Origin of the sequence: Rhizobium sp. R635 (assembly GCF_002211285.1) — a bacterium.
GTDB lineage: Bacteria > Pseudomonadota > Alphaproteobacteria > Rhizobiales > Rhizobiaceae > Rhizobium.
The window spans coordinates 37,617-62,219 of record NZ_LOKX01000009.1 but is presented as its reverse complement, the minus strand read 5'-3'; the positions used below and the strand labels follow the sequence as shown (position 1 = coordinate 62,219).

General features: G+C 61.5%; 24 protein-coding genes. 15 read left to right on the top strand and 9 right to left on the bottom strand.

The genetic code is table 11. From position 1 onward, the window contains the following. The first annotated feature begins 61 nt into the window (after positions 1-61). Both ATY78_RS09210 and ATY78_RS09205 read left to right on the top strand, forming a co-directional pair. On the top strand, positions 62-985 hold the full coding sequence (locus tag ATY78_RS09210) for a Gfo/Idh/MocA family oxidoreductase (RefSeq protein WP_088682036.1): 924 nt from the start codon (positions 62-64) through the stop codon (positions 983-985). Positions 986-1,050: 65 nt separating this feature from the next. Beyond that, positions 1,051-1,602: a GrpB family protein gene (locus tag ATY78_RS09205; protein ID WP_088682035.1), complete on the top strand. Its 552-nt coding sequence runs from the start codon at positions 1,051-1,053 to the stop codon at positions 1,600-1,602. Between the two features lie 10 nt (positions 1,603-1,612). Here ATY78_RS09205 and ATY78_RS09200 read toward each other — a convergent pair whose 3' ends face one another. Beyond that, on the bottom strand, positions 1,613-2,062 hold the full coding sequence (locus ATY78_RS09200; RefSeq protein ID WP_088682034.1) for a DNA polymerase III subunit chi: 450 nt from the start codon (positions 2,060-2,062) through the stop codon (positions 1,613-1,615). After that, positions 2,062-3,552: a leucyl aminopeptidase gene (locus tag ATY78_RS09195; protein ID WP_088682033.1), complete on the bottom strand. Its 1,491-nt coding sequence runs from the start codon at positions 3,550-3,552 to the stop codon at positions 2,062-2,064. The genes ATY78_RS09200 and ATY78_RS09195 overlap by 1 nt, the downstream gene beginning before the upstream one ends. A gap of 144 nt (positions 3,553-3,696) precedes the next feature. Here ATY78_RS09195 and ATY78_RS09190 point away from each other — a divergent pair, with 144 nt between their 5' ends. The 7 genes from ATY78_RS09190 to rsmA all read left to right on the top strand — a co-directional run bounded on the left by ATY78_RS09190 (position 3,697) and on the right by rsmA (position 12,151). Beyond that, complete coding sequence (locus tag ATY78_RS09190; protein ID WP_088682032.1) at positions 3,697-4,470, top strand: phosphatase PAP2 family protein; 774 nt, start codon at positions 3,697-3,699, stop codon at positions 4,468-4,470. 100 nt (positions 4,471-4,570) lie between these two features. Continuing rightward, positions 4,571-5,752 (top strand): LPS export ABC transporter permease LptF, encoded by a 1,182-nt coding sequence (lptF, locus tag ATY78_RS09185; protein WP_088682096.1) that lies wholly within the window; start codon positions 4,571-4,573, stop codon positions 5,750-5,752. Continuing rightward, positions 5,749-6,837: an LPS export ABC transporter permease LptG gene (gene lptG, locus ATY78_RS09180; protein WP_088682031.1), complete on the top strand. Its 1,089-nt coding sequence runs from the start codon at positions 5,749-5,751 to the stop codon at positions 6,835-6,837. Before lptF ends, lptG begins: the two co-directional genes overlap by 4 nt. Further along, positions 6,837-9,164 (top strand): LPS-assembly protein LptD, encoded by a 2,328-nt coding sequence (locus tag ATY78_RS09175; protein WP_088682030.1) that lies wholly within the window; start codon positions 6,837-6,839, stop codon positions 9,162-9,164. The genes lptG and ATY78_RS09175 overlap by 1 nt, the downstream gene beginning before the upstream one ends. A 179-nt stretch (positions 9,165-9,343) precedes the next feature. After that, positions 9,344-10,288, top strand: coding sequence for a peptidylprolyl isomerase (locus ATY78_RS09170; protein WP_088682029.1), 945 nt, complete (start codon positions 9,344-9,346; stop codon positions 10,286-10,288). 7 nt (positions 10,289-10,295) lie between these two features. Continuing rightward, positions 10,296-11,324 carry a 4-hydroxythreonine-4-phosphate dehydrogenase PdxA gene (gene pdxA, locus ATY78_RS09165; protein ID WP_088682028.1) on the top strand — a complete coding sequence of 343 codons (1,029 nt, stop codon included), beginning with the start codon at positions 10,296-10,298 and terminating at the stop codon, positions 11,322-11,324. Then, positions 11,324-12,151, top strand: coding sequence for a 16S rRNA (adenine(1518)-N(6)/adenine(1519)-N(6))-dimethyltransferase RsmA (gene rsmA / locus ATY78_RS09160; protein WP_088682027.1), 828 nt, complete (start codon positions 11,324-11,326; stop codon positions 12,149-12,151). The genes pdxA and rsmA overlap by 1 nt, the downstream gene beginning before the upstream one ends. On the opposite strand, the gene gmk is transcribed toward rsmA, so the two are convergent. From gmk to fabD, 7 genes are all read right to left on the bottom strand, one after another. After that, a complete protein-coding gene (gene gmk, locus ATY78_RS09155) occupies positions 12,148-12,810 on the bottom strand; it encodes a guanylate kinase (protein WP_088682026.1) in 663 nt (220 codons plus the stop codon). The genes rsmA and gmk overlap by 4 nt on opposite strands. Positions 12,811-12,813: 3 nt before the next feature. Then, positions 12,814-13,701, bottom strand: coding sequence for a YicC/YloC family endoribonuclease (locus tag ATY78_RS09150; protein WP_088682025.1), 888 nt, complete (start codon positions 13,699-13,701; stop codon positions 12,814-12,816). Between the two features lie 19 nt (positions 13,702-13,720). After that, positions 13,721-14,938, bottom strand: coding sequence for an endolytic transglycosylase MltG (gene mltG / locus ATY78_RS09145; protein WP_088682095.1), 1,218 nt, complete (start codon positions 14,936-14,938; stop codon positions 13,721-13,723). A 172-nt stretch (positions 14,939-15,110) separates the two neighbouring features. Continuing rightward, the gene (fabF, locus tag ATY78_RS09140) at positions 15,111-16,370 is read right to left on the bottom strand and encodes a beta-ketoacyl-ACP synthase II (protein ID WP_088682024.1); all 1,260 of its coding nucleotides are present in this window, start codon (positions 16,368-16,370) and stop codon (positions 15,111-15,113) included. 93 nt (positions 16,371-16,463) lie between these two features. After that, positions 16,464-16,700: an acyl carrier protein gene (locus ATY78_RS09135; RefSeq protein ID WP_003547058.1), complete on the bottom strand. Its 237-nt coding sequence runs from the start codon at positions 16,698-16,700 to the stop codon at positions 16,464-16,466. Positions 16,701-16,988: 288 nt separating this feature from the next. Next, complete coding sequence (gene fabG, locus ATY78_RS09130) at positions 16,989-17,726, bottom strand: 3-oxoacyl-[acyl-carrier-protein] reductase (RefSeq protein ID WP_008522356.1); 738 nt, start codon at positions 17,724-17,726, stop codon at positions 16,989-16,991. Between the two features lie 30 nt (positions 17,727-17,756). Further along, positions 17,757-18,701 (bottom strand): ACP S-malonyltransferase, encoded by a 945-nt coding sequence (gene fabD, locus ATY78_RS09125; protein ID WP_088682023.1) that lies wholly within the window; start codon positions 18,699-18,701, stop codon positions 17,757-17,759. A 207-nt stretch (positions 18,702-18,908) separates the two neighbouring features. Here fabD and ATY78_RS09120 point away from each other — a divergent pair, with 207 nt between their 5' ends. The 6 genes from ATY78_RS09120 (at position 18,909) to ATY78_RS09095 (ending at position 24,600) form a co-directional block, all read left to right on the top strand. Continuing rightward, on the top strand, positions 18,909-19,952 hold the full coding sequence (locus ATY78_RS09120; RefSeq protein ID WP_088682022.1) for an aldo/keto reductase: 1,044 nt from the start codon (positions 18,909-18,911) through the stop codon (positions 19,950-19,952). A 313-nt stretch (positions 19,953-20,265) separates the two neighbouring features. Continuing rightward, positions 20,266-20,724 (top strand): 30S ribosomal protein S6, encoded by a 459-nt coding sequence (rpsF, locus tag ATY78_RS09115; protein ID WP_004680499.1) that lies wholly within the window; start codon positions 20,266-20,268, stop codon positions 20,722-20,724. A 12-nt stretch (positions 20,725-20,736) separates the two neighbouring features. Continuing rightward, complete coding sequence (gene rpsR, locus ATY78_RS09110) at positions 20,737-20,985, top strand: 30S ribosomal protein S18 (protein ID WP_004680498.1); 249 nt, start codon at positions 20,737-20,739, stop codon at positions 20,983-20,985. A 155-nt stretch (positions 20,986-21,140) separates the two neighbouring features. Next, entirely contained in the window at positions 21,141-22,127 is a 987-nt protein-coding gene (locus ATY78_RS09105) for a DUF2232 domain-containing protein (RefSeq protein WP_088682021.1), read from the top strand. Positions 22,128-22,148: 21 nt separating this feature from the next. Then, the gene (rplI, locus tag ATY78_RS09100; RefSeq protein ID WP_088682020.1) at positions 22,149-22,727 is read left to right on the top strand and encodes a 50S ribosomal protein L9; all 579 of its coding nucleotides are present in this window, start codon (positions 22,149-22,151) and stop codon (positions 22,725-22,727) included. Between the two features lie 376 nt (positions 22,728-23,103). Beyond that, complete coding sequence (locus ATY78_RS09095; RefSeq protein ID WP_088682094.1) at positions 23,104-24,600, top strand: replicative DNA helicase; 1,497 nt, start codon at positions 23,104-23,106, stop codon at positions 24,598-24,600. Positions 24,601-24,603: the final 3 nt, after the last annotated feature.

Below are 24,603 nucleotides of genomic sequence, written 5' to 3'. Positions count from 1 at the left end.
TTCTCTTTCTGCTAAAACAAGCTCAATAAATCATACTTTTCACAGGCTCGAGCGAAACACCATGTCTCCTATCAACCTCGCCATCGTCGGCGTCGGCAAGATCGTCCGCGACCAGCACCTTCCCTCCATCGCCAAGAACCCGGATTTCGAGCTCGTCGCCACGGCGAGCCGTCACGGCACGGTCGAAGGCATCCGGAGCTATACGACGATCGACGCGATGCTCGACGCCGAACCCTCGATCGATGCCGTTTCGCTCTGCATGCCGCCGCAATACCGCTATGAGGCGGCCTATAAGGCGCTGGCCGCCGGCAAGCACGTCTTCCTGGAAAAGCCGCCGGGCGCGACGCTCAGCGAAGTCGCCGATCTCGAAGCGCTTGCCGCCAAGCAGGGTGCATCACTCTTTGCCAGCTGGCATTCGCGCTATGCGCCGGCCGTCGAGGCCGCCAAGGCCTTTCTTGCCTCGACCACGATCAAAAGCGTGCATGTGATCTGGAAGGAGGATGTCCGCCACTGGCATCCGAACCAGGACTGGATCTGGCAGGCCGGCGGTCTCGGCGTTTTCGATCCCGGCATCAATGCGCTGTCGATCGTCACCCATATCCTGCCGCCGCTCTTCATCACCGGTGCAGTGCTGGAATTCCCCGAAAATCGGGATGCGCCCATCGCTGCCGACATTCGCTTCCAGGATGCCGCCGGCCTGCCCGTTCATGCCGAATTCGACTGGCGCCAGACCGGCAAGCAGAGCTGGGACATCGTCGCGGAAACGGCGGCCGGCCAGATGGTTCTCTCCGAAGGCGGCGCCAAGCTTTCCGTCGACGGCACGCTGACATTCGCCGAACCGGAACAGGAGTATCCCTCGCTCTATCGCCGCTTCGCCGAGATCATCAAGGCGGGCAAGTCGGATGTCGATCTCTCGCCGCTGCGCCACGTCGCCGATGCCTTCATGCTCGGCAAGCGGAAATTCGTCGACGCCTTCCACGATTGATTGGCCAGATGCCATCGCTCCGGCTACATGCTAAAGTGGCGGCCTAACACTCGAAGGCCGCTTCCATGCAGCAGGAGCAGGATGAATCGTTTGGATTGGGCGTCCGGCATCTGACGGTCAGGCTTTCCGACTCCAATGCCAAATGGCGCGAGGCCTATCTGCTGGAAGAGGCGCGAATCCGCAACGCGCTCGGCCCCCTCGCGCTCGATATCCAGCATTTCGGCAGCACCGCCATTCCGGGTATCAAGGCAAAGCCGATCATCGACATCATGATCGGCGTCCCCCGCTTCGAGGATGGACTTGCCTGCGTCAAGCCGATGGAAGAGATCGGCTACGACTACGCCGGCACGGACATGGTGCCCGACGACCATCTTTTCGGCCGCGGCATCACGGGCGAAACGCGCACGCATCTCGCCCATGTCGTCGAATATCAGGGCTTCAACTGGCGGCGGAACATTTTCTTCCGCGACAGGCTGCAAAACGATCCTGCGCTCGCGCTGGCCTATGAAGAGCTGAAGATCGGGCTGGCGCAGAAATTTGCCGAAAGCCGCGCCGCCTATACCGGCGCAAAGAAGGATTTCATCGACAAGGTTCTGGCGGAAGGCGGTTTGGCCTGACGCTCACGCGTCAGCCCTTTTTTTCCCAGCGCCCTTCCGGTGTCTGCTGCCAGTAGGTGAGGTTGTGTCCCTCGCCTTTCAGCTTCTTCCACTGCGCACGCGCCCCTTCGACCTGCTCCTGATCATAACCGTCGAACATGAAAACGATCCGCTCATAGTCCGCGGCGGGCGGCGGTTCGGCGCCATCGATGATGAAGCGGACGGTGGCGGCATTCGGGTTTTCCCCCGAAACGGTCAGCAGAACGGGCTGATCCTCAGCGAAATCAGCCTCATCCGTGCCGTGCGGCAGGAAGCTATCCTCCCGATAGGTCCATAAATGGGCATCCAGCGTGTCACGCCGCGCGGTTTCCTTCATTTGGACGGCGACGCGCCAGCCGCGCTCGACGCTCTTGTCGATGAGCGGCGGAAGCGCGTCTTCCAGCTTCGATTCCGTCAGATGGTAAAAGAGAACGTCCGTCATCAGGATTCGTAATGCGCGCGAACGAGCTCGTCGAGCAGGCGAACGCCGAAGCCGGACCCCCAGGACTGATTGATCTCGTCCTGCGGCGAGCCCATCGCCGTGCCGGCGATATCGAGATGCGCCCAGGGCGTATCCTGCACGAAACGCTTGAGGAAATGCGCCGCCGTGATCGAGCCCGCCTGCCGGCCGCCGGTGTTCTTCATGTCGGCGAATTTGCTGTCGATCAGCTTGTCGTAGTCCTTGCCGAGCGGCATGCGCCAGAGCTTTTCGTTTGTGGAAAGGCCGGCCGCCGTCAACTGGGAGGAGAGCTGGTCGTCGTTGGAAAACAGGCCCGCGTGCACATTGCCGAGCGCCACGACGATCGCGCCGGTCAGCGTGGCGAGATTGATCATGAACTGCGGCTTGAAACGATCATTGCAGTACCAGAGCGCGTCGCACAGCACGAGGCGGCCTTCGGCATCGGTGTTGATCACCTCGATCGTCTGGCCGGACATCGAGGTGACGATGTCGCCGGGACGCTGGGCGTTGCCATCAGGCATGTTCTCCACCAGGCCGATGATGCCGATAGCGTTGACGGCGGCCTTGCGGGAGGCGAGCACATGCATGAGGCCGGTGACGGCGGCTGCACCACCCATATCCCCCTTCATCTCCTCCATGCCGGCGGCCGGCTTGATCGAAATGCCGCCTGTGTCGAAGACGACGCCCTTGCCGATGAAGGCAATCGGACGATCCTTCGCCTTGCCGCCCTTCCACTGCATGATCGCAAGACGCGGCGGGCGCACGGACCCTTGCGCGACGCCGAGAAGCGCGCCCATGCCGAGACGGCGCATTTCCCGCTCGGTCAGGATTTCCACTTCGACGCCGAGCTTTTCCAGATCCTTCGCCTTGGCCGCGAACTCGACGGGGCCGAGCACGTTCGGCGGTTCGTTGACGAGGTCGCGGGCAAGATTGACGCCGCCGGCAACCGCTTCGGAATCGGAAAACGCCTTCTTGGCGCCGGCAGGATCGGCGGTGACGATCGTCACCTTGACTGACTTCGCCGGCTTCTCGTCCTCGTCGTTCTTCTTCGTCTTATAGGTATCGAAGCTATAGGCGCGCAGCAGCAAACCGAGCGCGAAATCGGCGGCTGCCCGCGCGCTCGCCTTAAGGCCGGGAACATCGATGAAGACGGCGGTCCTGTCGGTATTCTTGATTTTCGATGCGGCAGCGCCTCCGGCCCTCAGCCAGTCATGAGGAGTGAGTTCGGCGGCCTTGCCAAGCCCGATGACAACGATGCGATCGACGGGCGCGCCTTCGGGAGCGAAGATATCGAGCGCGGCCATCGATCTTGCGGAGAAACGGCCAATCTTCGCAGCCTTGGCGACCACGCCTGCCGGATCGGCTGCTTCAACGCCCGCAGCGCTCTCGGCCTCCGCCGTCTTCAGCAGAATCGCCAGGCCGCCGTTGAGCTTGGCCGACTTTGAGAATGAAATTTCGAACTTTGCTGACATGTCTTCTCCGCTGGGATTCTTTGAGATCCATTCCTCGCGGATAATTTCGCGTTTGGCGGGTCTGTCAATGGCTTGCGACAATTGTTATGGTCGCCCGCGGCCACCAAGGCCTCCATGTTTTCGTCAGTTTCGTAGATATTCGCGTTGACAATTTTTTCGAAAAATCGATGGCGGGGCCTGGCAATCCGCCTGCCGAAAACGACTTTCGGTGCATTCCTGCTGTTGTTCTGGACGTGGTGGGCGCTGCTTCTCCTATTCCGCGCCTTTCCCGGAATAGACATTTATTTTTCCCGGCTTTTTTTCGTGGCCGCGGATTGCGACGCGACTGCCGCCGCCGACAGCCTCTGCGGCGGTTTTCCCTATCGCGACGAGGCGATCCTCGACCTGATGCGCACCATCTTCTTCCGTCTGCCCTATGTGGTGGCGATCGTGATGCTGTGGAAACTTATCGAATGTTATCAACAGCATGGCGCGACCTTTAACGCCGAGCGGGCTCGCAAACTCAAAGTCGCGCTCGGGACGCTGCTGATCGGGCCGGTGCTGCTCGTCAATGTCATCCTGAAGGAACATTGGGGCCGGCCGCGGCCCCTACAGACCGACATTTTCGGCGGTACGCTGCATTTCGCCGAGGCAGGCTCGCTTGCCGGCAAATGCGTCTCGAACTGCTCCTTCGTCTCCGGCGAGGCGGCAAGCGCGGGCTGGCTCCTCTGCCTTCTCCTCTTCGTTCCGAAATCCCTGCGTTATGCGCTGTTTCCGCCCGTGGCCACGATCTCGATCCTGACGCCGGCGCTACGGCTATCCTTCGGCGCCCACTACCTTTCCGATGTCGTCCTCGGATGGCTTTCCTCGCTTGTCATCTTCGCCGCGCTGCTGGCATTAACTGAGTCGCAACAGGGCCAAAAAAATTCTGAAATTTGAATGAATTTTTGACACCAGCTTGTCGCAAAAGCGCGACAAAGAGCGTAGAGGGATTCTCCTGCAAAGCCGTTTGGGCGAGCAGGTGCTTTCAAGGGCCGGCATGAAACTACTCGAGACATACATATTGCGGCGCGTCGGCCAGATGTTTCTCGTGGCCCTGCTGCCCGTGCTGGCGATCATTTGGACGACACAGGTTCTGCAGCGCATCAACCTCGTCACCGACAGCGGCCAGTCTATCGGTTCGTTCGCCAAGCTTGCGACGATGATCCTGCCGTCGATCATTCCCGTCGTGCTGCCCTTCGCCCTCGTCATTGCCGTCACGCAGACATTGACGACGATGAACAACGATTCCGAGCTCACCGTCATCGATGCGGCGGGGGCACGGCGAAGCGTTCTCATTCGTCCGATCCTGCTGCTTGCCGCCGTCATCAGCGTCTTTTCCTTCTTCGTCGACAACATCGTCGAGCCCAGGGCAAAGACGGTGGTTCGCCAGATGATCGCCGAGACCTATGCCGACCTTCTCTCCTCGGTGATCGAGGAAAAGACCTTCCGCAAGCTCGATGAAGGCCTCTATGTGCAGATCTCGCAGCGCATGGCCGGCCGCATGCTGAAAGGTCTGTTCGTCGCCGACGAGCGCGATCCGGCGTACGAACTGATCTATTATGCCAAGGAAGGCGCCGTCGACGACAAGGGCACCACGCTGATCATGCATGACGGCGAGGTTCACCGCAAAACGCCTGACGGCAACGTCTCGGTCATCAATTTCGATTCCTATTCCTTCGACCTCTCGGACATGACGGAAAATCGCGGTCAGGCGACGCTGCGTGCCAGCGACCGGGACCTGTGGTTCCTGCTCAACCCTGATCCGACCGACAAGGACTATACGATCCGGCCGCTGAGCTACCGCGCCGAGCTGCACCGGCGGCTGACGGACTGGATTCTGCCGGTCGTCTTCGCACTGTTTTCCCTGGCGATCGCCGGCGACGCGCGCTCGCATCGCGAAGCCCGGCTGCATCCGATGGTCAGCGCGCTCACCTATGCTTTCGCGCTGCGCTGGGCGGCCTTCTACGCGGCCAATCAGATCGACACCGATCCTGAATATATCGCCGTCCTTTACGGGATTCCGATCGTCAGCAGTATCGTCTCGATCGTCTTCCTCAGCCTGCACAAGCGACTGGTCATGCCTTCGTTCATCCGGGACCGGGTGTCGTCTTTCTGGAGACGGATGCAGGAGAGGCTGCTTGCAGCCGCAGGCCGGACCGGCGGGGGCACTGCCCAATGATGTTCGGCACATTGTCGCGTTATTTTTTTCGCCGCTATCTTGCGACGACGGGCTGGTTCCTGATCGGCGTGTCGGCCATTGCCTTCCTCCTCGATTTCAGCGAGACGGCGGGGCGCATGTCCGGCCTGCCCGGCTATACGATCGGCGGCGGCATCCTGATGACTGCCGTTCGCCTGCCGCTCATCCTGCAGCAAACAGTGCCGTTCATCACGCTCTTCGTCGGCATGACGGTGCTGATCGGGCTCAACCGCAAATATGAGCTCGTCGTTACGCGCGCAGCCGGCATCTCCGTCTGGCAGTTCATGTTTCCCTTCATCCTCGGCTCTCTGGTGCTCGGGGTGCTGACGATGGCGGCGCTCAATCCGCTTGCCGCCTGGGGGCAGCGCCAGGCGCTTCTCGTCGAATCCGACTGGCGCGGCGAGAATGCGGTTCTGCGCAAGGCGCCGCAGATTCCGTGGCTGCGCCAGATCAGCGGCCGGGACGATGTCATCATCGGCGCCCAGACGGTTCAGGAGAACGGAACCAAACTGGTCGATGCCGTGCTGATCCATTTCGATTCAAAGGGTCAGGTCATTCTGAGACAGGACGCCGCCACGGCGAAATTGGAAGATGGTTACTGGCAGCTTAACACCGTCGTAGAGCGCAAGCCTGGCGAAATCCCCGTGCGTAAAGCTTCGGTTCAACTTCGCACCAATCTGAAACAGGACTTCGTCCAGGAGCGGCTGACGGCGCCGGAAACAATTGGTTTCTTTGACCTTTCCAACCGCATTGCGGCGGCCAAGTCCTTCGGCATCTCAACCAAGGCGCTGGAGACCCAATTCAACTCCCTGTTGTCCCAGCCATTGCTGCTGGTGGCGATGACTCTCATTGCTGCAACAGTGTCCCTAAAATTTAGCCGGTTCAACCAATCCCGCTCCGTGATTCTGGGTGGCATCCTCGCGGGCTTCGTGCTTTATGTCGTCACCGTGCTTGTAAAAGCATTCGGAAGCAGTGGAGTCGTGCCTCCTTTCGTGGCGACGTGGATACCGGTGATCGTCGCGTCGGCATTGGGCGCGACTATTCTGCTTCATCAGGAGGATGGCTAGTGGCGGCAGGCGACCGCAAGTATTTTAGTAAACAGTTGGTTGCCCTGCTTGCCGGTGCGACTCTATGTTCCTATTTCGGCAGCGTCCCGGCCTCCTACGGCCAGGCCACTACCCCTGAACAAAATATCGGAAACAAGATTCCCGAAGGCGCAAAGCTTATGCTTTCCGCCAATGAGCTCGTCTATAACCGCGATGCCGATCTGGTGTCGGCGGTCGGTGGCGTGCAGATCAATTATGGCGGCTACAAAATGGTCGCGCAGAAGGTCGAGTACAATCAGAAGACCGGCCGGATGATGGCGCTCGGCAATGTCGAGCTGGTCAGCCCCGACGGCAACCGAATCTACGCCGACAATCTCGACGTGACCGACAATTTCGCCGACGGGTTCCTGAACTCGCTGCGGATCGAAACCTCCGACAACACGCGTATCGTCGCCGAAAGCGGCGAGCGGGTCGGCGGCACGAAGATGATCCTCAATAAAGGCGTCTATACGGCCTGCCTTCCCTGCGCCGAAGATCCGAAGCGCGCGCCCTTCTGGCAGGTGAAGGCGAAACGCGTCATCCAGAATGGCGAGACGCACACGATCCGTCTGGAGCGGGCGCGATTCGAGCTGCTCGGCTATCCGATCGCCTTCGTGCCGTTCATCGAAGTTCCCGATAACACGGTGAAGCGCAAGTCGGGTTTCCTCTTTCCGACGATGAGCCTGTCGCAGAATCTCGGATTCGGTCTTTCCATTCCCTATTATTACGTGATCTCGCCGAGCATGGACGCGACGGTCACTGCCACGGGCTACACCGCTCAGGGTTTCCTCGTCGAAGGCGAATTCCGCCAGCGTTTTGAAAACGGCACACATATCCTGCGCGTCGCGGGCATAGACCAGGCAAATCCCGGCAACTTCACCTCCGGCACCAGCGATGCCGAAGCCGAGCAGCGCGGCATGGTGGCGTCGAAGGCCGAATTCCGGATCAATCCGCGCTGGACGTTCGGCTGGGACGTCATGATGCAGAGCGACAACAATTTCTCGAAAACCTACAAGCTGCGCGGCTTGAGCGGGACACCGCGCACCAACCAGATCTATCTGACCGGGCTTGGGAAGCGCAATTATTTCGACATGCGGGCGTTCTATTTCGACGTTCAGGATGCGGATCGGAAGAACACGGCCGAAAAGAAGCAGGCGATCGTCTATCCCGCGATGGACTATCACTACGTAGCGCCGCAGCCTCTTGCAGGCGGCGAGCTTTCTGCCGATGTCAACTTCACGAACATTTCGCGCACCCATGACGATTTCTATACCGTCGACGGCTTCGACCGCTTCCGCGGCCTGAAGGGACAGACCTCGCGCCTGACCGGGGAACTGCAGTGGAAGCGTACCTACGTCACGCCGACGGGTCTGGTGATCACGCCGCTGCTGGCTGCCCGCGGCGACGCCTTCGCACTGAACATGGACGACCCCACGGGCTACGCCGGCAACTACTATGACGGCAATTCGGCCACCCGTTCGATGTTCACCGCCGGGCTGGAGATGCGTTATCCGATCCTGATGACGACCGACAACAGCACCCATATCCTCGAGCCGATCGCGCAGATCTATGCACGCCCCGACGAGCAGCTTGCCGGACGGCTGCCGAACGAAGATGCGCAGAGCTTCGTCTTCGACGCCACATCGCTGTTCGACCGCGACAAGTTCTCAGGCTACGACCGTGTCGAAGGCGGCACCCGCGCCAATGTCGGCATTCAGTATACCGGCACCTTCGACAGCGGTTACAAGCTGCACGGCATCTTCGGCCAGTCGTATCAGATCGCCGGCCAGAACTCGTTCGCGACCAGCGACCTCGTCAATGTCGGCGCGGATTCAGGCCTCGAGACCTCCCGCTCCGATTATGTCGGCCTCGGTGGCGTCGAAACACCGTTCGGCGTTTCCGTGACCGCCTCCTATCGCCTGGACGAGAAGGATTTCGATTTCCGCCGCGGCGACCTGACGACGGCTTACCAGAACGACACCTTCTCCTCGCGGGTGACCTACACCCATCTCAGCGCGCAACCGGCCTATGGCTTTGCCGACGATAACGACGAGATCCAGACCAACAGCAGCATCAAGTTCAAGGACTACTGGTCGATCTTCGGCGGCGTCGCCTGGGATCTGAACAATGACGTGCTCAGCCGCCGCACGCTCGGCCTCACCTACGAGGACGAATGCACGATCTTTACGATCGCCTATACCGATACGAGGGACTCCGACGACGAGTCGGGAAGCGACTGGACGATCGGCGCGCGACTGACCTTCCGCACCCTCGGCGACATCAAGATCGGCACCGATAGTATTGAGTGATGAACGGCGACAACATGGCCTCAAGTCATTCTTTCGCCGCAAGCCTGTGCAGGACATTGCCGCCAGTCGGTATCTGAGGCATAGCGGTCTCGCGCCATGATGGAAGCGATTTCCGCGTGTCTCGCACTGTGGTAAGAACGCCGCGAACACGCCTCGCGGCGCCATCGGGAGGTCAACAGATGATTGACGCGAAAAAAGCCATAACAGCCTTCATCACGGGGGCAACGATTACGCTTCTGGCTGGCTTTGCCGGCCCGGCGCTTGCCGCAAGCGAAGTCAAGGCCGTGGTGAACGGCACTGCCATCACCAGCGGCGATGTCGCCAAGCGCCAGGCCTTCTTGCGGCTGCAGCATACAAAGGCAGACGCCAAGACTGCCGAGGAGCAGTTGATCGACGAGACGCTCAAGCGGCAGGAGGTCGCCCGCGTCCGTATGTCGGTTTCACAGCAGGACGTCGATGCCTCGTTCGCGCGCTTCTCGAGCGGCAACAAGCTTTCCGTCGAACAGATGTCGCAGATCCTCGATCGCGCCGGCGTCGGTGTCGACCATTTCAAGGGTTTCATTGCCGTGCAGATGAGCTGGCCGCGCGTCGTCAATGCGCGCTACGGCTCTACGTCGCGGCTCTCGAATTACGACCTCGTCTCCCGCATGATGCAGAACAACAAGCAGAAGCCGGTGACGACGGAATACATGCTGCAACAGATCATCTTCGTCGTTCCGCAGGCCAAGCGCGGCGCCATCACCGGAAAACGCAAGAGCGAGGCGGAAGCATCGCGCTCGAAATTCCCAGGCTGTGATCAGGCAAAGGTTTTTGCCGCGACGATGCGCGACGTTTCCGTGCGCGACCTCGGCCGCATGCTCGCCCCCGAAATCCCGCCGGATTGGAAGCCGCTCGTTGAGCAGGCCAAAGGCAACACGACAGGGACTCGCGTCACCGACAAGGGGGTCGAATATCTGGCGATCTGCAGCCAGCGCCAGGTTTCCGACGACCAAGCCGCCGAAATGGTCTTCCGGCAGGAGGATCTCGACAAGTCCAAGTCCAATAAGGACGCTCCCCCGGAAAACGACAACAGCAAGAAATACCTGGATGAACTGCGCAAGAAGGCGCAGATCGCCTACCGCTGACCCGACGATGGCGACACCGTTTTCGCGACCGCTTGCACTGAGCCAGGGCGACCCCGCCGGCATCGGCCCGGACATCACCCTGATGGCCTGGCTGCGGCGGCGTGAACTCGGCCTGCCGCCTTTTTTCCTGATCGGCGATCCCGATGTGCTGGCATTGAGAGCCCGCCAGCTCAATCTCGCTGTTTCGATCCGTGAAACCAACAAAGCCAGCGAAGCAGCCGACTTCTTTGCTGACGCGCTGCCCGTGATGCCGATACCTGCCGGAATCGAAGTGGTGCCTGGCGAGCCACATGAGGCGACGGCGAAAGGCACGATCACGGCGATCGAAAGAGCCGTGTTGCTGGTGATCGGCGGCGAGGCGCTCGCGGTCGTTACCAATCCGATCTCCAAGGCCGTGCTCTACGATGCCGGTTTCCGCTTTCCCGGCCATACCGAATTTCTCGCCGATCTCGCCGCCAGGGCGACAGGCAAGCCGGTCACGCCTGTGATGATGCTGTCAGGCCCGAAGCTCAGGGCCATTCCTGTCACGATCCACATTCCGGTGCGGGATGTGCCGCAGGCGCTGACGGAGGAAACGATCATGGAAACCTGCCGGATCGCCCATGAGGACCTGAGGCAGCGCTTCGGCATAGAGGCGCCGCGGCTGGCTGTCGCCGGCCTCAACCCGCATGCCGGCGAAGGCGGGGCGATCGGCAAGGAAGACGAGACCATCATCCGTCCGGCGATCGAGCGTCTGCGCGACGAGGGTATCGATGCGATCGGTCCCCTGCCCGCCGACACGATGTTCCATGACGAGGCGCGGGCGCGCTATGATGTCGCCGTCTGCATGTACCACGATCAAGCGCTGATCCCGGCCAAGACCCTCGGCTTCGACGACAGCGTCAACGTCACGCTCGGGCTCCCCTTCGTGCGCACCTCCCCGGATCACGGCACCGCTTTCGGCATCGCCGGCAAGGGACTGGCGCGCGAGCAGAGCCTCGTTGCGGCGCTGAAACTTGCCGCTCAGCTCGGCCGCAGCATGGAAAGCCGCCGCTGATGGCAGCACTCGACGGCCTGCCGGCGCTTCGCGACGTTATCCAGCGTCACGGCCTCGATGCGCGTAAGGCGCTCGGCCAGAACTTCCTGCTCGACCTTAACCTGACGCAGAAGATCGCCCGCACGGCAGGCGCACTCGAAGAGGCCACCGTCTTCGAGGTCGGTCCCGGCCCCGGCGGGTTGACGCGTGCGATCCTGGCGCTCGGCGCCAAGAAGGTTATCGCCGTCGAACGGGACACACGCTGCCTGCCGGCGCTCGCCGAAATCGCCGATCACTATCCTGGCCGGCTGGAGGTGATCGAAGGCGACGCGCTGAAGACCGATTTCGAGGCATTGGCCCCGCAAGGCCCGGTCAAGATCATCTCCAACCTGCCCTACAATGTCGGCACACAGCTGTTGGTCAACTGGCTGCTGCCGAAAGCCTGGCCGCCGTTCTGGCAGTCTCTGACGCTGATGTTCCAGAAGGAAGTCGGCGAACGCATCGTCGCCTGCGAAGACGACGACCATTATGGCCGTCTCGGCGTTCTCTGCGGCTGGCGGACGCAGGCACGCATGGCCTTCGACGTGCCGCCACAGGCATTTACGCCGCCGCCGAAGGTGACCTCCACGGTCGTGCACTTGCTTCCCCGTGAAAACCCCATCCCCTGCGCCGTCAGCAATCTGGAAAAGGTCACGCAAGCCGCCTTCGGCCAGCGCCGCAAGATGCTGCGTCAAAGCTTGAAGCCGCTCGGCGGCGAAAGCCTTCTCGTCAAGGCAGGCATCGATCCGGCGCGCCGGGCAGAGACCTTGTCCGTCGAGGAATTTTGCCTTCTTGCGAACACTCTTTAGAGAGACGGCGTCTCTTCCAGCAGTTCACGGACGAAATCGAACATGCCGTGGCGGCGGTCGCGGCGCAGGCGTTCAGCCTTGACGATCGACTGAACGGCGTCGAAGGCGGTATCGAGGTCGTCGTTGACGATGACGTAATCATATTCGCGCCAATGGGCGATTTCGGCGCGGCTGTTGGCGAGGCGCGTCTGGATGACCTCCTCGGAATCCTCGGCACGGCGGTGCAGCCGCGACTGGAGTTCAGTCATGGTCGGCGGCAGTACGAAGATCGAGACCACGTCGGCCGACATCTTCTCCTGCAATTGCTGGGCGCCCTGCCAGTCGATATCGAAGAGCATGTCGCGGCCTTCGGCCATGGCCAGTTCGACCGGCTCGCGCGGCGTGCCGTAGAAATTGCCATGCACCTCGGCCCATTCGAGCAGCGCATCGCTATCGCGCAGCCGCTCGAATTCGCGCACGCTTTTGAAGAGGTAATGCACACCCTCGACCTCGCTCGGGCGGCGCTGGCGCGTGGTGACGCTGACGGAGAGACCGATATGCTTGTCGGTCGCCAGAAGCGTCCGTGCGATCGTCGACTTGCCGGCGCCTGACGGCGACGAAATGACAAGCATCAGACCGCGGCGGGCGATCTGCACGGGCGAGATTTTCGCCGGGTTCATGTCCTACTCCAAATTCTGGACCTGCTCGCGGAACTGGTCGATCACGACTTTCAATTCGATGCCGGCGGCAGTGACCGCCGAGGCATTCGACTTCGAGCAGATGGTATTCGATTCGCGGTTAAATTCCTGTGCAAGGAAATCCAGCCGGCGGCCGGCAGGACCACCTTTCACCAGAAGATCGCGCGCTGCCGCGATATGCGCCTTGAGGCGATCGACTTCCTCGCGCAGATCCGCCTTGGTCGCCAAGAGTGCGGCTTCGGTATGCAGCCTGTCACGGTCGAGCGCGGCCATGCCCTCCGCCAGCAAGGCAACCTGCGCGGCAAGCCGGGCAGCGATCTCCTGAGGCGAGCGCGAGGGATCGCTCTCGATCGTCCGCGTCAACCCTTCGATGGTCGCGACATGATCGAGGAGAATGCGGACAAGTGCCGAGCCTTCCTGTTCGCGCATCGCCTTGAGATCGGCAAGGGCAGCCAGCAGGCCGGCGACGATATCGGCGTCGCGGGCGGCGAGCGCCTCCTCGCCGTCCTCGCCTTCACGAAATTCCACGATGCCGCGCACCAGAAGCAGCGTATCGAGCTTCAGCGGCGCAGGGTCGATCACGCCCTCCAATTGCTCACGCATGGCAAGCACGGCGGCGAGCGCCTGCTTGTTCAGCACCGCCTCGAAACGGTTCTCGTCGGCGGTGACCGATAGCGATGCCTGCAGGTTGCCGCGGCTGAAGCTTTCGCCGGCAAGGCGGCGGACCTCCGCCTCCATGCGCTCAAGTCCGGGCGGCAGCCGCAGGCGCAGGTCCAAACCCTTGCCGTTGACCGAGCGCAGTTCCCAGGCCCAGCGCCAGCGGCCGCTCGTTCCCTCGCGCCGCGCAAAACCGGTCATGGACTGCAGAGCCATGCGAGCCTCCCGAAATCTGTCAGTTGATCTTCTTTTTCTTCGGCGGCGCGGCGGCCGCGCCGTTGTCCGCTGGCGGCTCTTCCGGCTGGCCGTCAACTGCGATGTTCGGGTCCGAGCCCTTGTCGGCTTCGAGCTTACGCCAACGTTTGACGTTGGCATTATGCTCCTCGAGCGTGGCCGCGAACACATGGCCGCCGGTGCCGTCGGCGACGAAATAGAGATCCTGGGTTTTCCAGGGATTGGCGACGGCTTCCAGCGCATCCTTGCCGGGATTGGCGATCGGCGTCGGCGGCAGGCCCTTGATCACGTAGGTGTTGTAAGGCGTATCCCGCTTCAGGTCCGACTGGTAGATCGGCCGGTCGGCCGGCTTGCCTTCGCCACCGAAGAGGCCGTAGATGATCGTCGGGTCGGATTGCAGGCGCATGCCCTTGCCGAGCCGGTTGAGGAAAACGGAGGCGACATGGGCGCGCTCGTCGGCAACGCCGGTTTCCTTTTCGACGATCGAGGCGAGCGTCACGAATTCTTCCTTGGAGCGCAACGGCAGTGACGCGTCACGCTTGTCCCAGATCTGGTCGACGAGCTTCTGCTGTGCTGCCGCCATCTGCTGGATGATTTCCGAGCGCTTGGTGCCGCGCGAGAATTTGTAGGTATCCGGACGCAGGCTACCTTCGGTCGGCAGCGCGGCCGGCAAGTCGCCTTCCAGCACCTGATCCTGCAGCATGCGGTCGAACATCTGGCGGACCGTCAGACCCTCGGGGAAGGAGACGGAATAGAGAATGGACTTGCCCGATTTCAGAAGCTCCATGATGTCGCTCATGGAAGCCCTCGCCTTGATCTCGTATTCACCGGCCTTCAGGCTCTCGCCGGCAGAAAGATGCGTCGCGGTGAGATAACGGAAGATGCGGGCATCGGTGATGATCGCGTTGCGCTCGAGGTTCGAGGCGATTTCAGCGAGACCTGCGCCGTTACGGACGATGAAATTGGTGTTGGTCTGCAGCGGACCGGGGCCTTGATAGGTCGATTTGGCGTAATAAAAGCCGATGACGGCGACGATGCAGACCAGGACCGCCATCGTCATGATGAAATTCAGGAAAAGGACGACCTGGCTGCGGGCATTCTTGGACCGCTTCGGCGGCTCCGGGACGCGCTCCGGACGCAGGGCTTCGTTCGGCGACTTCGGGATGATCGGTCCCTTCTGCCCTTGCGTATCGTTGCTCTGGTTCGTCGTATCGCTCACCGGCAATCCTCTAAAACTTGGCCTTCACTTCGCTATTTCGCGAAGCAATGCGGCAAAAGCAGGTCTGCCGCCGTTTCAATGACGGCGGTTACCCGCTGTGCTTTCGCACGCCCTGCTCTGCAGGCTACAGGACGGCCTTATCTGCGGCGTGGGGATACCCGCCGGGTATCCGCTACGCGTAACGGCGCAGCACGAGCGACGCGTTCGTGCCGCCGAATCCGAACGAGTTGGACAGCGCCACGTTGATTTCTCTCGCGCGCGCCTTGTGCGGAACGAGATCGATCGCCGTCTCGCGTTCGGGATTGTCGAGATTGAGCGTCGGCGGCGCGACATTGTCGCGGATGGCGAGCGTCGCGAAAATCGCCTCGATGGCGCCGGCGGCGCCGAGAAGGTGTCCTGTCGCCGACTTGGTGGAAGACATGGAGATCTTCGACGCCGCATTGCCGACCAGCCGCTCGACGGCGCCGAGTTCGATCGTGTCGGCCATGGTCGACGTGCCGTGGGCGTTGATATAGTCGATGTCGGCCGGCGTCAGCCCGGCGCGCTTGAGCGCCATCGCCATGCAGCGGCCGGCGCCCTCGCCGTCCTCAGACGGCGCGGTGATGTGATAGGCATCGCCCGACAGGCCGTAGCCGACGACTTCGGCATAGATCCTGGCGCCGCGCGCCTTGGCGTGTTCCAATTCCTCGAGCACGACGATGCCGGCGCCCTCGCCCATGACGAAGCCGTCGCGGTCGCGGTCATAGGGGCGCGAAGCCTTCTGCGGGTCGTCGTTGTGCTGGGTCGACAGCGCCTTGCAGGCGGCAAATCCTGCCAGCGAAATACGGCTGACGGGAGATTCCGTGCCGCCGGCGACCATGACGTCGGCATCACCCAGCGCGATCAGCCGCGCGGCGTCGCCGATCGCATGCGCGCCCGTCGAGCAGGCAGTGACGACCGAATGATTGGGTCCGCGCAGCTTGTGGCGGATCGAGACCTGGCCGGAAACGAGGTTGATCAGGCGGCCGGGAATGAAGAAGGGGGAGATGCGGCGCGGGCCTTTGTCACGCAGGGTATAACCCGCCTCGACGATGCCTTCGATGCCGCCGATGCCGGAGCCGATCAGCACGCCGGTGGCGATCTGGTCCTCATCGGTTTCGGGATGCCAGCCGGCATCGGCAAGCGCCATGTCGGCGGCGGCCATGCCGAAGATGATGAAGGGGTCGACCTTGCGCTGCTCTTTCGGCTCCATCCACTGATCGACATTGAAAGTGCCGTCGGAGCCGTCACCGATCGGGATACGGCAGGCGATCTTGGCGGGAAGATCATCGACCTCGAATTCGGTGACTAGACGGGCGCCATTCTGGCCGGCAAGCAGCCGGGACCATGTCACCTCTGTTCCGCATCCCAAGGGTGATACCATGCCGGTACCGGTGATGACGACACGTCTCATCGCGTGCTTTCCCCCGTCTCTTATGTTCTATGGAGAAATATGCCGATAAGAAAAGGGCGGACTCCAGGCCCGCCCTTTCTCAAATGCTCAGGATCAGGCCTGGGCCTTCTCAATAAACTTCACGGCATCGCCGACCGTCAGGATCGAGTCAGCAGCGTCGTCGGGAATTTCGACGCCGAATTCTTCTTCGAAAGCCATGACAAGTTCGACCGTGTCGAGCGAGTCAGCGCCCAGATCGTCGATAAAGCTGGCGCTCTCGACGACCTTGTCGGCATCGACGCCAAGATGATCAATAACAATTTTCTTTACGCGTTCTGCGATATCGCTCATGTCGGTTTCCTCGACCTTATGTCCTGATCGGCATGCCATTACGGCATCCCTACCCTGTTTCAGCCTGCGATGTTTTCAGACATCCTCGGCAAACTCGTTTACCCGGCTTCAGAGATGTCCCAGGCTTGCAAAAAGCCCGCCGGTCCGTCTGCTTTCTCGGGACGACTGCTGACAGTCATTGGCCCGCTTAACATGCTTTATGTCTGCCGCAAAGCCAGAAAATCAACGGTTCGTGATTGCTCAACATGCTATTGGCGGGAATTGCTCCCACACCGACAGTTTGTCGTTTCAGATCATCGCCATGCCGCCATTTACGTGCAGCGTCTGACCGGTCATGTAGGCCGCCTCGGAGGAGGCAAGGTAAGCGACGGCCGAAGCGACTTCGCCACCGGTGCCCATGCGCCTCATCGGGATCGCCCCCATGATCGCTTCCTTCTGCTTGTCGTTCAGCTTGCCGGTCATGGCGCTTTCGATGAAGCCGGGCGCGACGCAATTGACCGTCACGTTACGGGTGGCGATCTCCTGCGCCAAGGACTTGGTGAAGCCGATCATGCCGGCCTTGGAGGCGCAGTAATTGGCCTGGCCCGGATTGCCGGTGACGCCGACGACGGAGGTGATGTTGATGATGCGGCCATAGCGGCGGCGCATCATCGGATGCGTCAGTTCGCGCGTCAGGCGGAAGGTGGCGGTCAGGTTCACTTCGAGAACGGCGTCCCAGTCCTCGTCGCTCATGCGCACGAAGAGACCGTCCTTGGTGATGCCGGCATTGTTGACGAGAATATCGACGCCTTCGAGATCAGCTTCCGCCTTCTGGCCGAGCGCCTTGACCTCATCACGGTCCGACAGGTTCGCCGGGAAGATCTTGACGCGTTCGCCGAGCTCGGCCGCCAGCGCTTCCAGCTTCTCGACGCGGGTGCCGTGCAGGCCGACGATCGCGCCCTGCTTATGGAGAAGGCGGGCGATTTCCTCGCCGATACCGCCCGATGCGCCGGTGACGAGAGCCTTGCGGCCGGAAAGATCGAACATGGAAGCGTTCCTTATATCTGGAGATAGCAATCAGGCCATGAGCGCGGCGACGGCCGCGTCGATATCCGAGGGACCATTGACCGAGACGCCGTTGATCGTCTTGTCGATGCGGCGGGCAAGACCGGTCAGCACCTTGCCGGAGCCGAGTTCATAAAGCGTCGTGACGCCGTTTGCGGCGAACCATTCCACGGTCTCGCGCCAGCGGACCTGGCCGGTCACCTGCTCGACCAGGAGGCCGGCGATCTCGTCGGCGTTCTTTACCGGGGCCGCGCGAACATTGGCGATCAGCGGGACGACGGGATCGGATTTGGCAACCTTTGCCAGCGCCTCGCGCATGGCGTCGGCAGCGGGCGCCATCAGCGCCGAATGGAAAGGAGCGGAGACGGGCAACAGGATGGCGCGCTTGGCGCCCTTGTCGGTCGCAAGGCCGGCGGCCTTTTCAACCGCCGCCTTTTCGCCCGAAATGACGATCTGGCCGCCGCCATTGTCATTGGCGATCTGGCAGGCGCCGATGGCGGCGGCCTCCTCACAGACGGCGACGACATCGGCATGTTCGAGGCCGATGATCGCGGCCATGGCGCCGACGCCGACGGGAACGGCAGCCTGCATCGCATTGCCGCGAATGCGCAGCAAACGCGCGGTATCGGCGAGCGAAAAGGTGCCGGCGGCGCAAAGTGCCGAATATTCGCCAAGCGAATGGCCGGCGACGTAAGCAACCTTGGACTTCAGATCCAGGCCCTTGGCCTCAAGCACGCGGATGACGGCGATCGAGACGGCCATCAAGGCCGGCTGGGCATTTGCCGTCAAAGTCAGCGTGTCCTCGGGACCGTTGAACATGACATCCGAGAGCTTCTCACCGAGCGCCTCATCAACCTCTTCGAAAACGGCGCGCGCTTCCGCGAAATTCTCGGCGAGATCCTTACCCATGCCGACGGCCTGGCTGCCCTGGCCGGGAAAAGTGAAAGCGATGGTCATTCTCGTATCCCTGGTTGCGCCCCTCAAGGCTATTTTGCCTCCAATTGACATTCTTTCCCGGAGAGTCAAGTGGCGGCCCGCTCTCTGCAAAGCCTTTCGCACCGGCACAAAAGCCCGGTTTTGCTCTTGCGCTCCGTCAAATCCGGCCTAGATTTGCGCGGGCACTTCCCAAGGCTTTCACCTCAAGATCGCTCCCAAGGTTTTTCCATGAAGTATAATTCGCTCGGCCGCACCGATATCTCCGTTTCAGAAATTTGCCTCGGCACCATGACGTGGGGTTCGCAGAACAGCGAGACCGACGCTCATGCGCAGATGGATTATGCCGTCGAGAAGGGCGTCAATTTCTTCGATACCGCCGAGCTTTATCCGACGACGCCGGTCTCGGCCGAAACACAGGGCTGGACCGAAGATTATATCGGCACCTGGTTCAGCAAATCAGGCAAGCGTGGTGACATCGTGCTCGCCACCAAGGTCGCAGGCCGTGGCCGCGGCTACATACGCGGCGGCGAAGGCGCGGATGCGAAGAACATACGCCTGGCACTCGAGGCAAGCCTGACGCGGCTGAAGACGGATTACGTCGATCTCTACCAGATCCATTGGCCAAACCGCGGCCATTTCCATTTCCGCCAGAACTGGAGCTACAATCCGTTCAACCAGGATCGCGAGACGGCCGTCGCCAACATGCTCGACATCCTGGAAACACTCGGCGCACTGGTGAAGGAAGGCAAGATCCGCGCGATCGGCCTTTCCAACGAAACCACCTGGGGCATCCAGAAATACCTGACGCTATCCGAGCAGAAGGGCCTGCCGCGCATCGCCAGCGTCCAGAACGAATACAATCTGCTCTATCGCCACTTCGACCTCGACCTCGCCGAACTCTCGCACCATGAGGATGTCGGGCTGCTCGCCTATTCGCCGCTCGCCGGCGGCATCCTGACGGGCAAATATGTCGATGGCGCAAGGCCGAAGGGTTCGCGCGGCTCGATCAACCACGATATCGGCGGCCGCCTGCAGCCGCTGCAGGAGCCGGCGACCAAGGCCTATATCGGGATCGCACGCAAATACGGCCTCGACCCGGCGGCCATGGCGCTCGCCTTCTGCCTGTCGAGACCCTTCATGGCCTCGGCCATCATCGGCGCGACCTCGATGGAACAGTTGAAGATCGATATCGGCGCGGTCGAGCTGACGCTTTCGGACGACGTCCTGGCAGAGATCGCCAAGGTGCACCGGCAATATCCGCTGCCGCTGTGATCATAATCCCATGACGGTCCGGCATGGCCGATCGGCCTGCGTCGGCCTGGCCGTCCGATTGCACTTGCCTTTCGCGCAAAAATCCGTATAAGCCGCGCTGTTCGTTAACCCGGTCTTCTGGCTGGTGGCTGAACGGAGGGCCGGTTTGCATTTTGCAAATCGTTCGGAACGGAAGCGTTCCAGCCTCCCGTGTCTCCGCTCTCGACCGTCTCGGAAACGCTTTTCTTGCCTGGGTCCGCCCAATCAGGAGCAGTCGTTGAGGCTTAGCCGCCGAATATCGGGTTGAACCAAACGCAAGAAAGGCAAAGCTGTCATGGCTCTTTATGAACATGTATTCCTTGCCCGGCAGGATATTTCCGCTCAGCAGGTCGATGCCCTCGTAGAACAGTACAAGGGTGTGATCGAAGCTAACGGCGGTAAAGTCGGGCGTATCGAGAACTGGGGCCTCAAGTCCCTCACCTACCGCATCAAGAAGAACCGCAAGGCGCACTACGCCCTGATGGACATCGATGCACCGGCAGCAGCGATCCAGGAAATGGAACGCCAGATGCGCATCAGCGAAGACGTTCTTCGCTACATGACCATCGCCGTCGAAAAGCACGAAGAAGGCCCGTCTGCCATGCTGCAGAAGCGCGACCGTGACGACCGCGGCCCGCGCGAAGGTGGCGACCGTGGCCCGCGCCGCGAATTCGGCGACCGTCCGCCGCGCCGTGACGGCGACTTCCAGCGTGGCCCGCGTCCGGACCGCGCTCCGCGCGAAGACCGTGCATAAGGAGATATAAGAATGTCTGAAGCTTCCTCCGCACCGGTCCGCCGTCCGTTCCATCGCCGCCGCAAGACCTGCCCGTTCTCCGGCGCAAACGCTCCGCGGATCGACTACAAGGACGTTCGCCTGCTGCAGCGCTACATTTCCGAGCGCGGCAAGATCGTTCCGTCCCGCATCACGGCCGTTTCCCAGAAGAAGCAGCGCGAACTCGCCCAGGCGATCAAGCGCGCCCGTTTCCTCGGCCTGCTGCCCTACGTCGTCGCCTGATCGGCCGACGCATTCACCTTTAAGGGAAGGCATTCGTGCCTTCCCTCTCCCTTCCGCGATGGGCGCGGATCGGAACTCTTAAAACCCATGTTGAGACGTTTCTGAATTCGATTCAGCAACATCCTCTAACTGCTTGATGAAGCAGGACAGCGACCTTGAAACGACCGAACCTTAGAACGCTGCTGATCGGCGCACTCGCCGGATTGACCGCCGCCCTGCTGGTGCTGGGCGCGAGCATGCAGCCGTCGTTTTTCAGCGCGATTCTATACACGGCCTCGGCGCTGCCGATCCTGATCGTCGGGCTCGGCTGGGGCAATGCCGCCGCGATTTCGGCCGTCGTCACGGGAGCGACGCTCGGTGCGCTCCTCATCTCCCCGTCTTTCGCGCTCATCATGACGCTGGTGACGCTGCTGCCGGCCGGCTGGCTCAGCCATCTCGCCAATCTCGCGCGCCCCGCCTCCGAACTCGGCGGCCCCGATCATCTGCTCGCCTGGTATCCGCTCTCCGATATCCTGCTCCATCTCTGCGGACTGGTGACGATCGCCGTCATCGTCATCGGCGTGATGATCGGCTATGGGCCTGATATCACCGATCCGATCGTCGACCTGCTGATCACTTCGGTCAAACAGCAGCAGCCGGAATTCATGCCCGATCCTGCGGCAACCGCGCAGACCAAATCGCTGATCCTGCTGATGCTGCCGGCCGTGCAGGGCGGCATGTGGGTCAGCATGCTGTTTGCCGCCTATTATTTCGCCGTGCGCATCGTCGCGGCATCCGGCCGGGGCCTTCGCCCGCGCGAGGATATTCCCTCGTCGCTGCGCATGAACCGCAATTCGATCTTCATCTTCCTGGCCGGGCTTGCGGCCTGCTTCTTCGGCGGCGTTCCGGCGCTCGTCGGCGCGACCGTGATCGGCGCCTTCGGCGCCGGTTTCATGCTCTCCGGCTTCGCCTCGCTGCATTTCCGCACGCGTGGAAAGGACTGGCGCATACCGGCCCTCATCCTCTGCTACCTGGCTTCGATGCTCATGCTGCTGCCAGCTCTCCTCATCCTGGTCGTGGGTCTCAGCGATACGCGCAAGGCGATCGCACTGACCCCGGCGAAAGATGCCGATGCCCCCAAACAATCCGATACGAAAATCTGAGACACAAGAAAGGAAAAGAAAATGGACGTCATTCTTCTCGAACGCATCTCCAAGCTCGGCCAGATGGGCGAAACTGTAAAGGTTCGCGACGGCTTTGCCCGTAACTACCTGCTGCCGCTCGGCAAGGCGCTGCGCGCCAACGCCGCCAACAAGGCCCGCTTCGAATCCGAGCGCGCAACGCTCGAAGCCCGCAACCTCGAGCGCAAGTCGGAAGCCCAGAAGGTCGCCGACGTCCTCGACGGCAAGTCCTTCATCGTCGTACGCTCCGCTGGCGAAACCGGCCAGCTCTACGGCTCGGTCGCTGCCCGTGACGTCGTCGAAATTCTTGCCGCAGAAGGCTTCAACGTCGGCCGCAACCAGGTTCACCTCAACACGCCGATCAAGTCGATCGGCCTGCACAAGGTCGAGCTGCAGCTGCATGCCGAAGTCGAAATCAACGTCGAGCTGAACGTTGCCCGTTCCGCCGAAGAGGCAGAGCGCCAGGCGAAGGGCGAAGAACTCACCTCGGTCGACGCGATCTACGGCGTTGACGAAGACGCACTGCGTCCGGAAGATTTCTTCGATCCGGAAGCCGACGGCCTCGACGAAGACGAAGCATAATTTTCGCCGGAGCAATCCGCGAGAGGGAAAGCCCGGCCATCGCGCCGGGCTTTTTCGTTTCCATTCATTCGGGTGTTCACGCAGCCGCCGGTCACTTTTTAACAGGGGATTGTCCGGATGTTTTTGCTGCGTGCCCGGTGTCATCGCGCTAACATATCCTTCTCCGGAACGGGTGAGCTGAGTCGGCTCCGTACCGTGTCCTGCGGGTGACACTGCCAGTATTTCTCGTTTGTGGCGCCTGGGACTGTGGAGAAGTCGAACAATGGGCACAGCGTTCAGGATTTAGGCGAGACGAGCCCCGCTCCTTTCGCAGCCCCTTGATTTTCTCCATCCGGAATTGCAAATCCGGAGTTGGAAAAAGACAGAACGGATGATGATGAACGACGCCGCTCGAAAGATTGCAGCCGTTGCTCCTTCGGAGCAGCATTACCGCGAAGCACCCAACAACATCGAAGCCGAGCAGGCGCTTCTGGGTGCCATCCTGATGAACAACGACGCCTATTACCGGGTGTCGGACTTCCTGAAGCCGATCCATCTCTACGAACCGCTGCACCGGAAGATCTTCGAGGTCGCCGGCGACATCATCCGCATGGGCAAGATCGCCAATCCGGTGACGATCAAGACCTTCCTGAAGGCCGACGAGAAGGTCGGCGACATGACCGTTTCGCAATATCTGGCGAGCCTCGTCAGCAACGCGGTCACCGTCATCAATGCCGAAGACTACGGCCGCGCGATCTACGACCTCGCGCTGCGGCGGGCGCTGATCACCATCGGCGAGGACGTCGTCAATATCGCCTATGATGCGCCGCTCGACATGCCGCCGCAGTCACAGATCGAGGATACCGAACGCCGGCTCTTCGAGCTCGCCGAAAACGGCCGCTATGACGGCGGCTTCCAGTCCTTCAACGATGCCGTGGCGCTCGCCATCGACATGGCGGCCGTCGCCAAGGAGCGCGACGGCGGGCTTTCGGGCATCTCCACCGGCATCCATTCGCTCGACGCCAAGATGGGCGGCCTGCAGCGTTCGGACTTGATCATCCTCGCCGGACGCCCCGGCATGGGCAAGACCTCGCTTGCGACCAACATCGCCTATAACATCGCCGCTGCCTTCGAAGGCGAAGTACAGTCGGACGGCAGCACGAAGGCCAAGAACGGCGGCGTCGTCGGCTTCTATTCGCTCGAAATGTCGTCCGAACAGCTCGCCACCCGTATCATCTCCGAGCAGACGGAAGTCTCCTCCTCGAAGATCCGCCGCGGCGACATCAACGATGCCGATTTCGAAAAGCTCGTCGCCTGCTCGATGATGATGCAGAAGGTGCCGCTCTATATCGACCAGACCGGCGGCATTTCGATCGCCCAGCTTTCGGCGCGCGCGCGCCGCCTCAAGCGCCAGCGCGGCCTCGACGTGCTGGTGGTCGACTACGTGCAGCTGATGACCGGCTCGGGCAAATCAAGCGACAACCGCGTCCAGGAAATCACCCAGATCACCACCGGCCTGAAGGCGCTCGGCAAGGAACTCAACGTTCCGATCATCGCGCTGTCGCAGCTCTCGCGCCAAGTCGAAAGCCGCGACGACAAGCGCCCGCAGCTCTCCGACCTTCGCGAATCCGGCTCGATCGAGCAGGACGCCGACGTCGTGCTCTTCGTGTTCCGCGAGGAATATTACGTCAAGAACCAGGAGCCCCGCGATCCCCACGACCCGAAATATCCGGAGTGGGAAGCGCTGTTCGACAAGGTGAAGGGCACGGCCGACGTCATCATCGCCAAGCAGCGCCACGGGCCGACCGGCACGGTGAAGCTTGCCTTCCAGGCGGAGTTCACGCGCTTTGCCGATCTCGCCGATCCTTCCTTCATACAGTACGAGGAACATTGACGC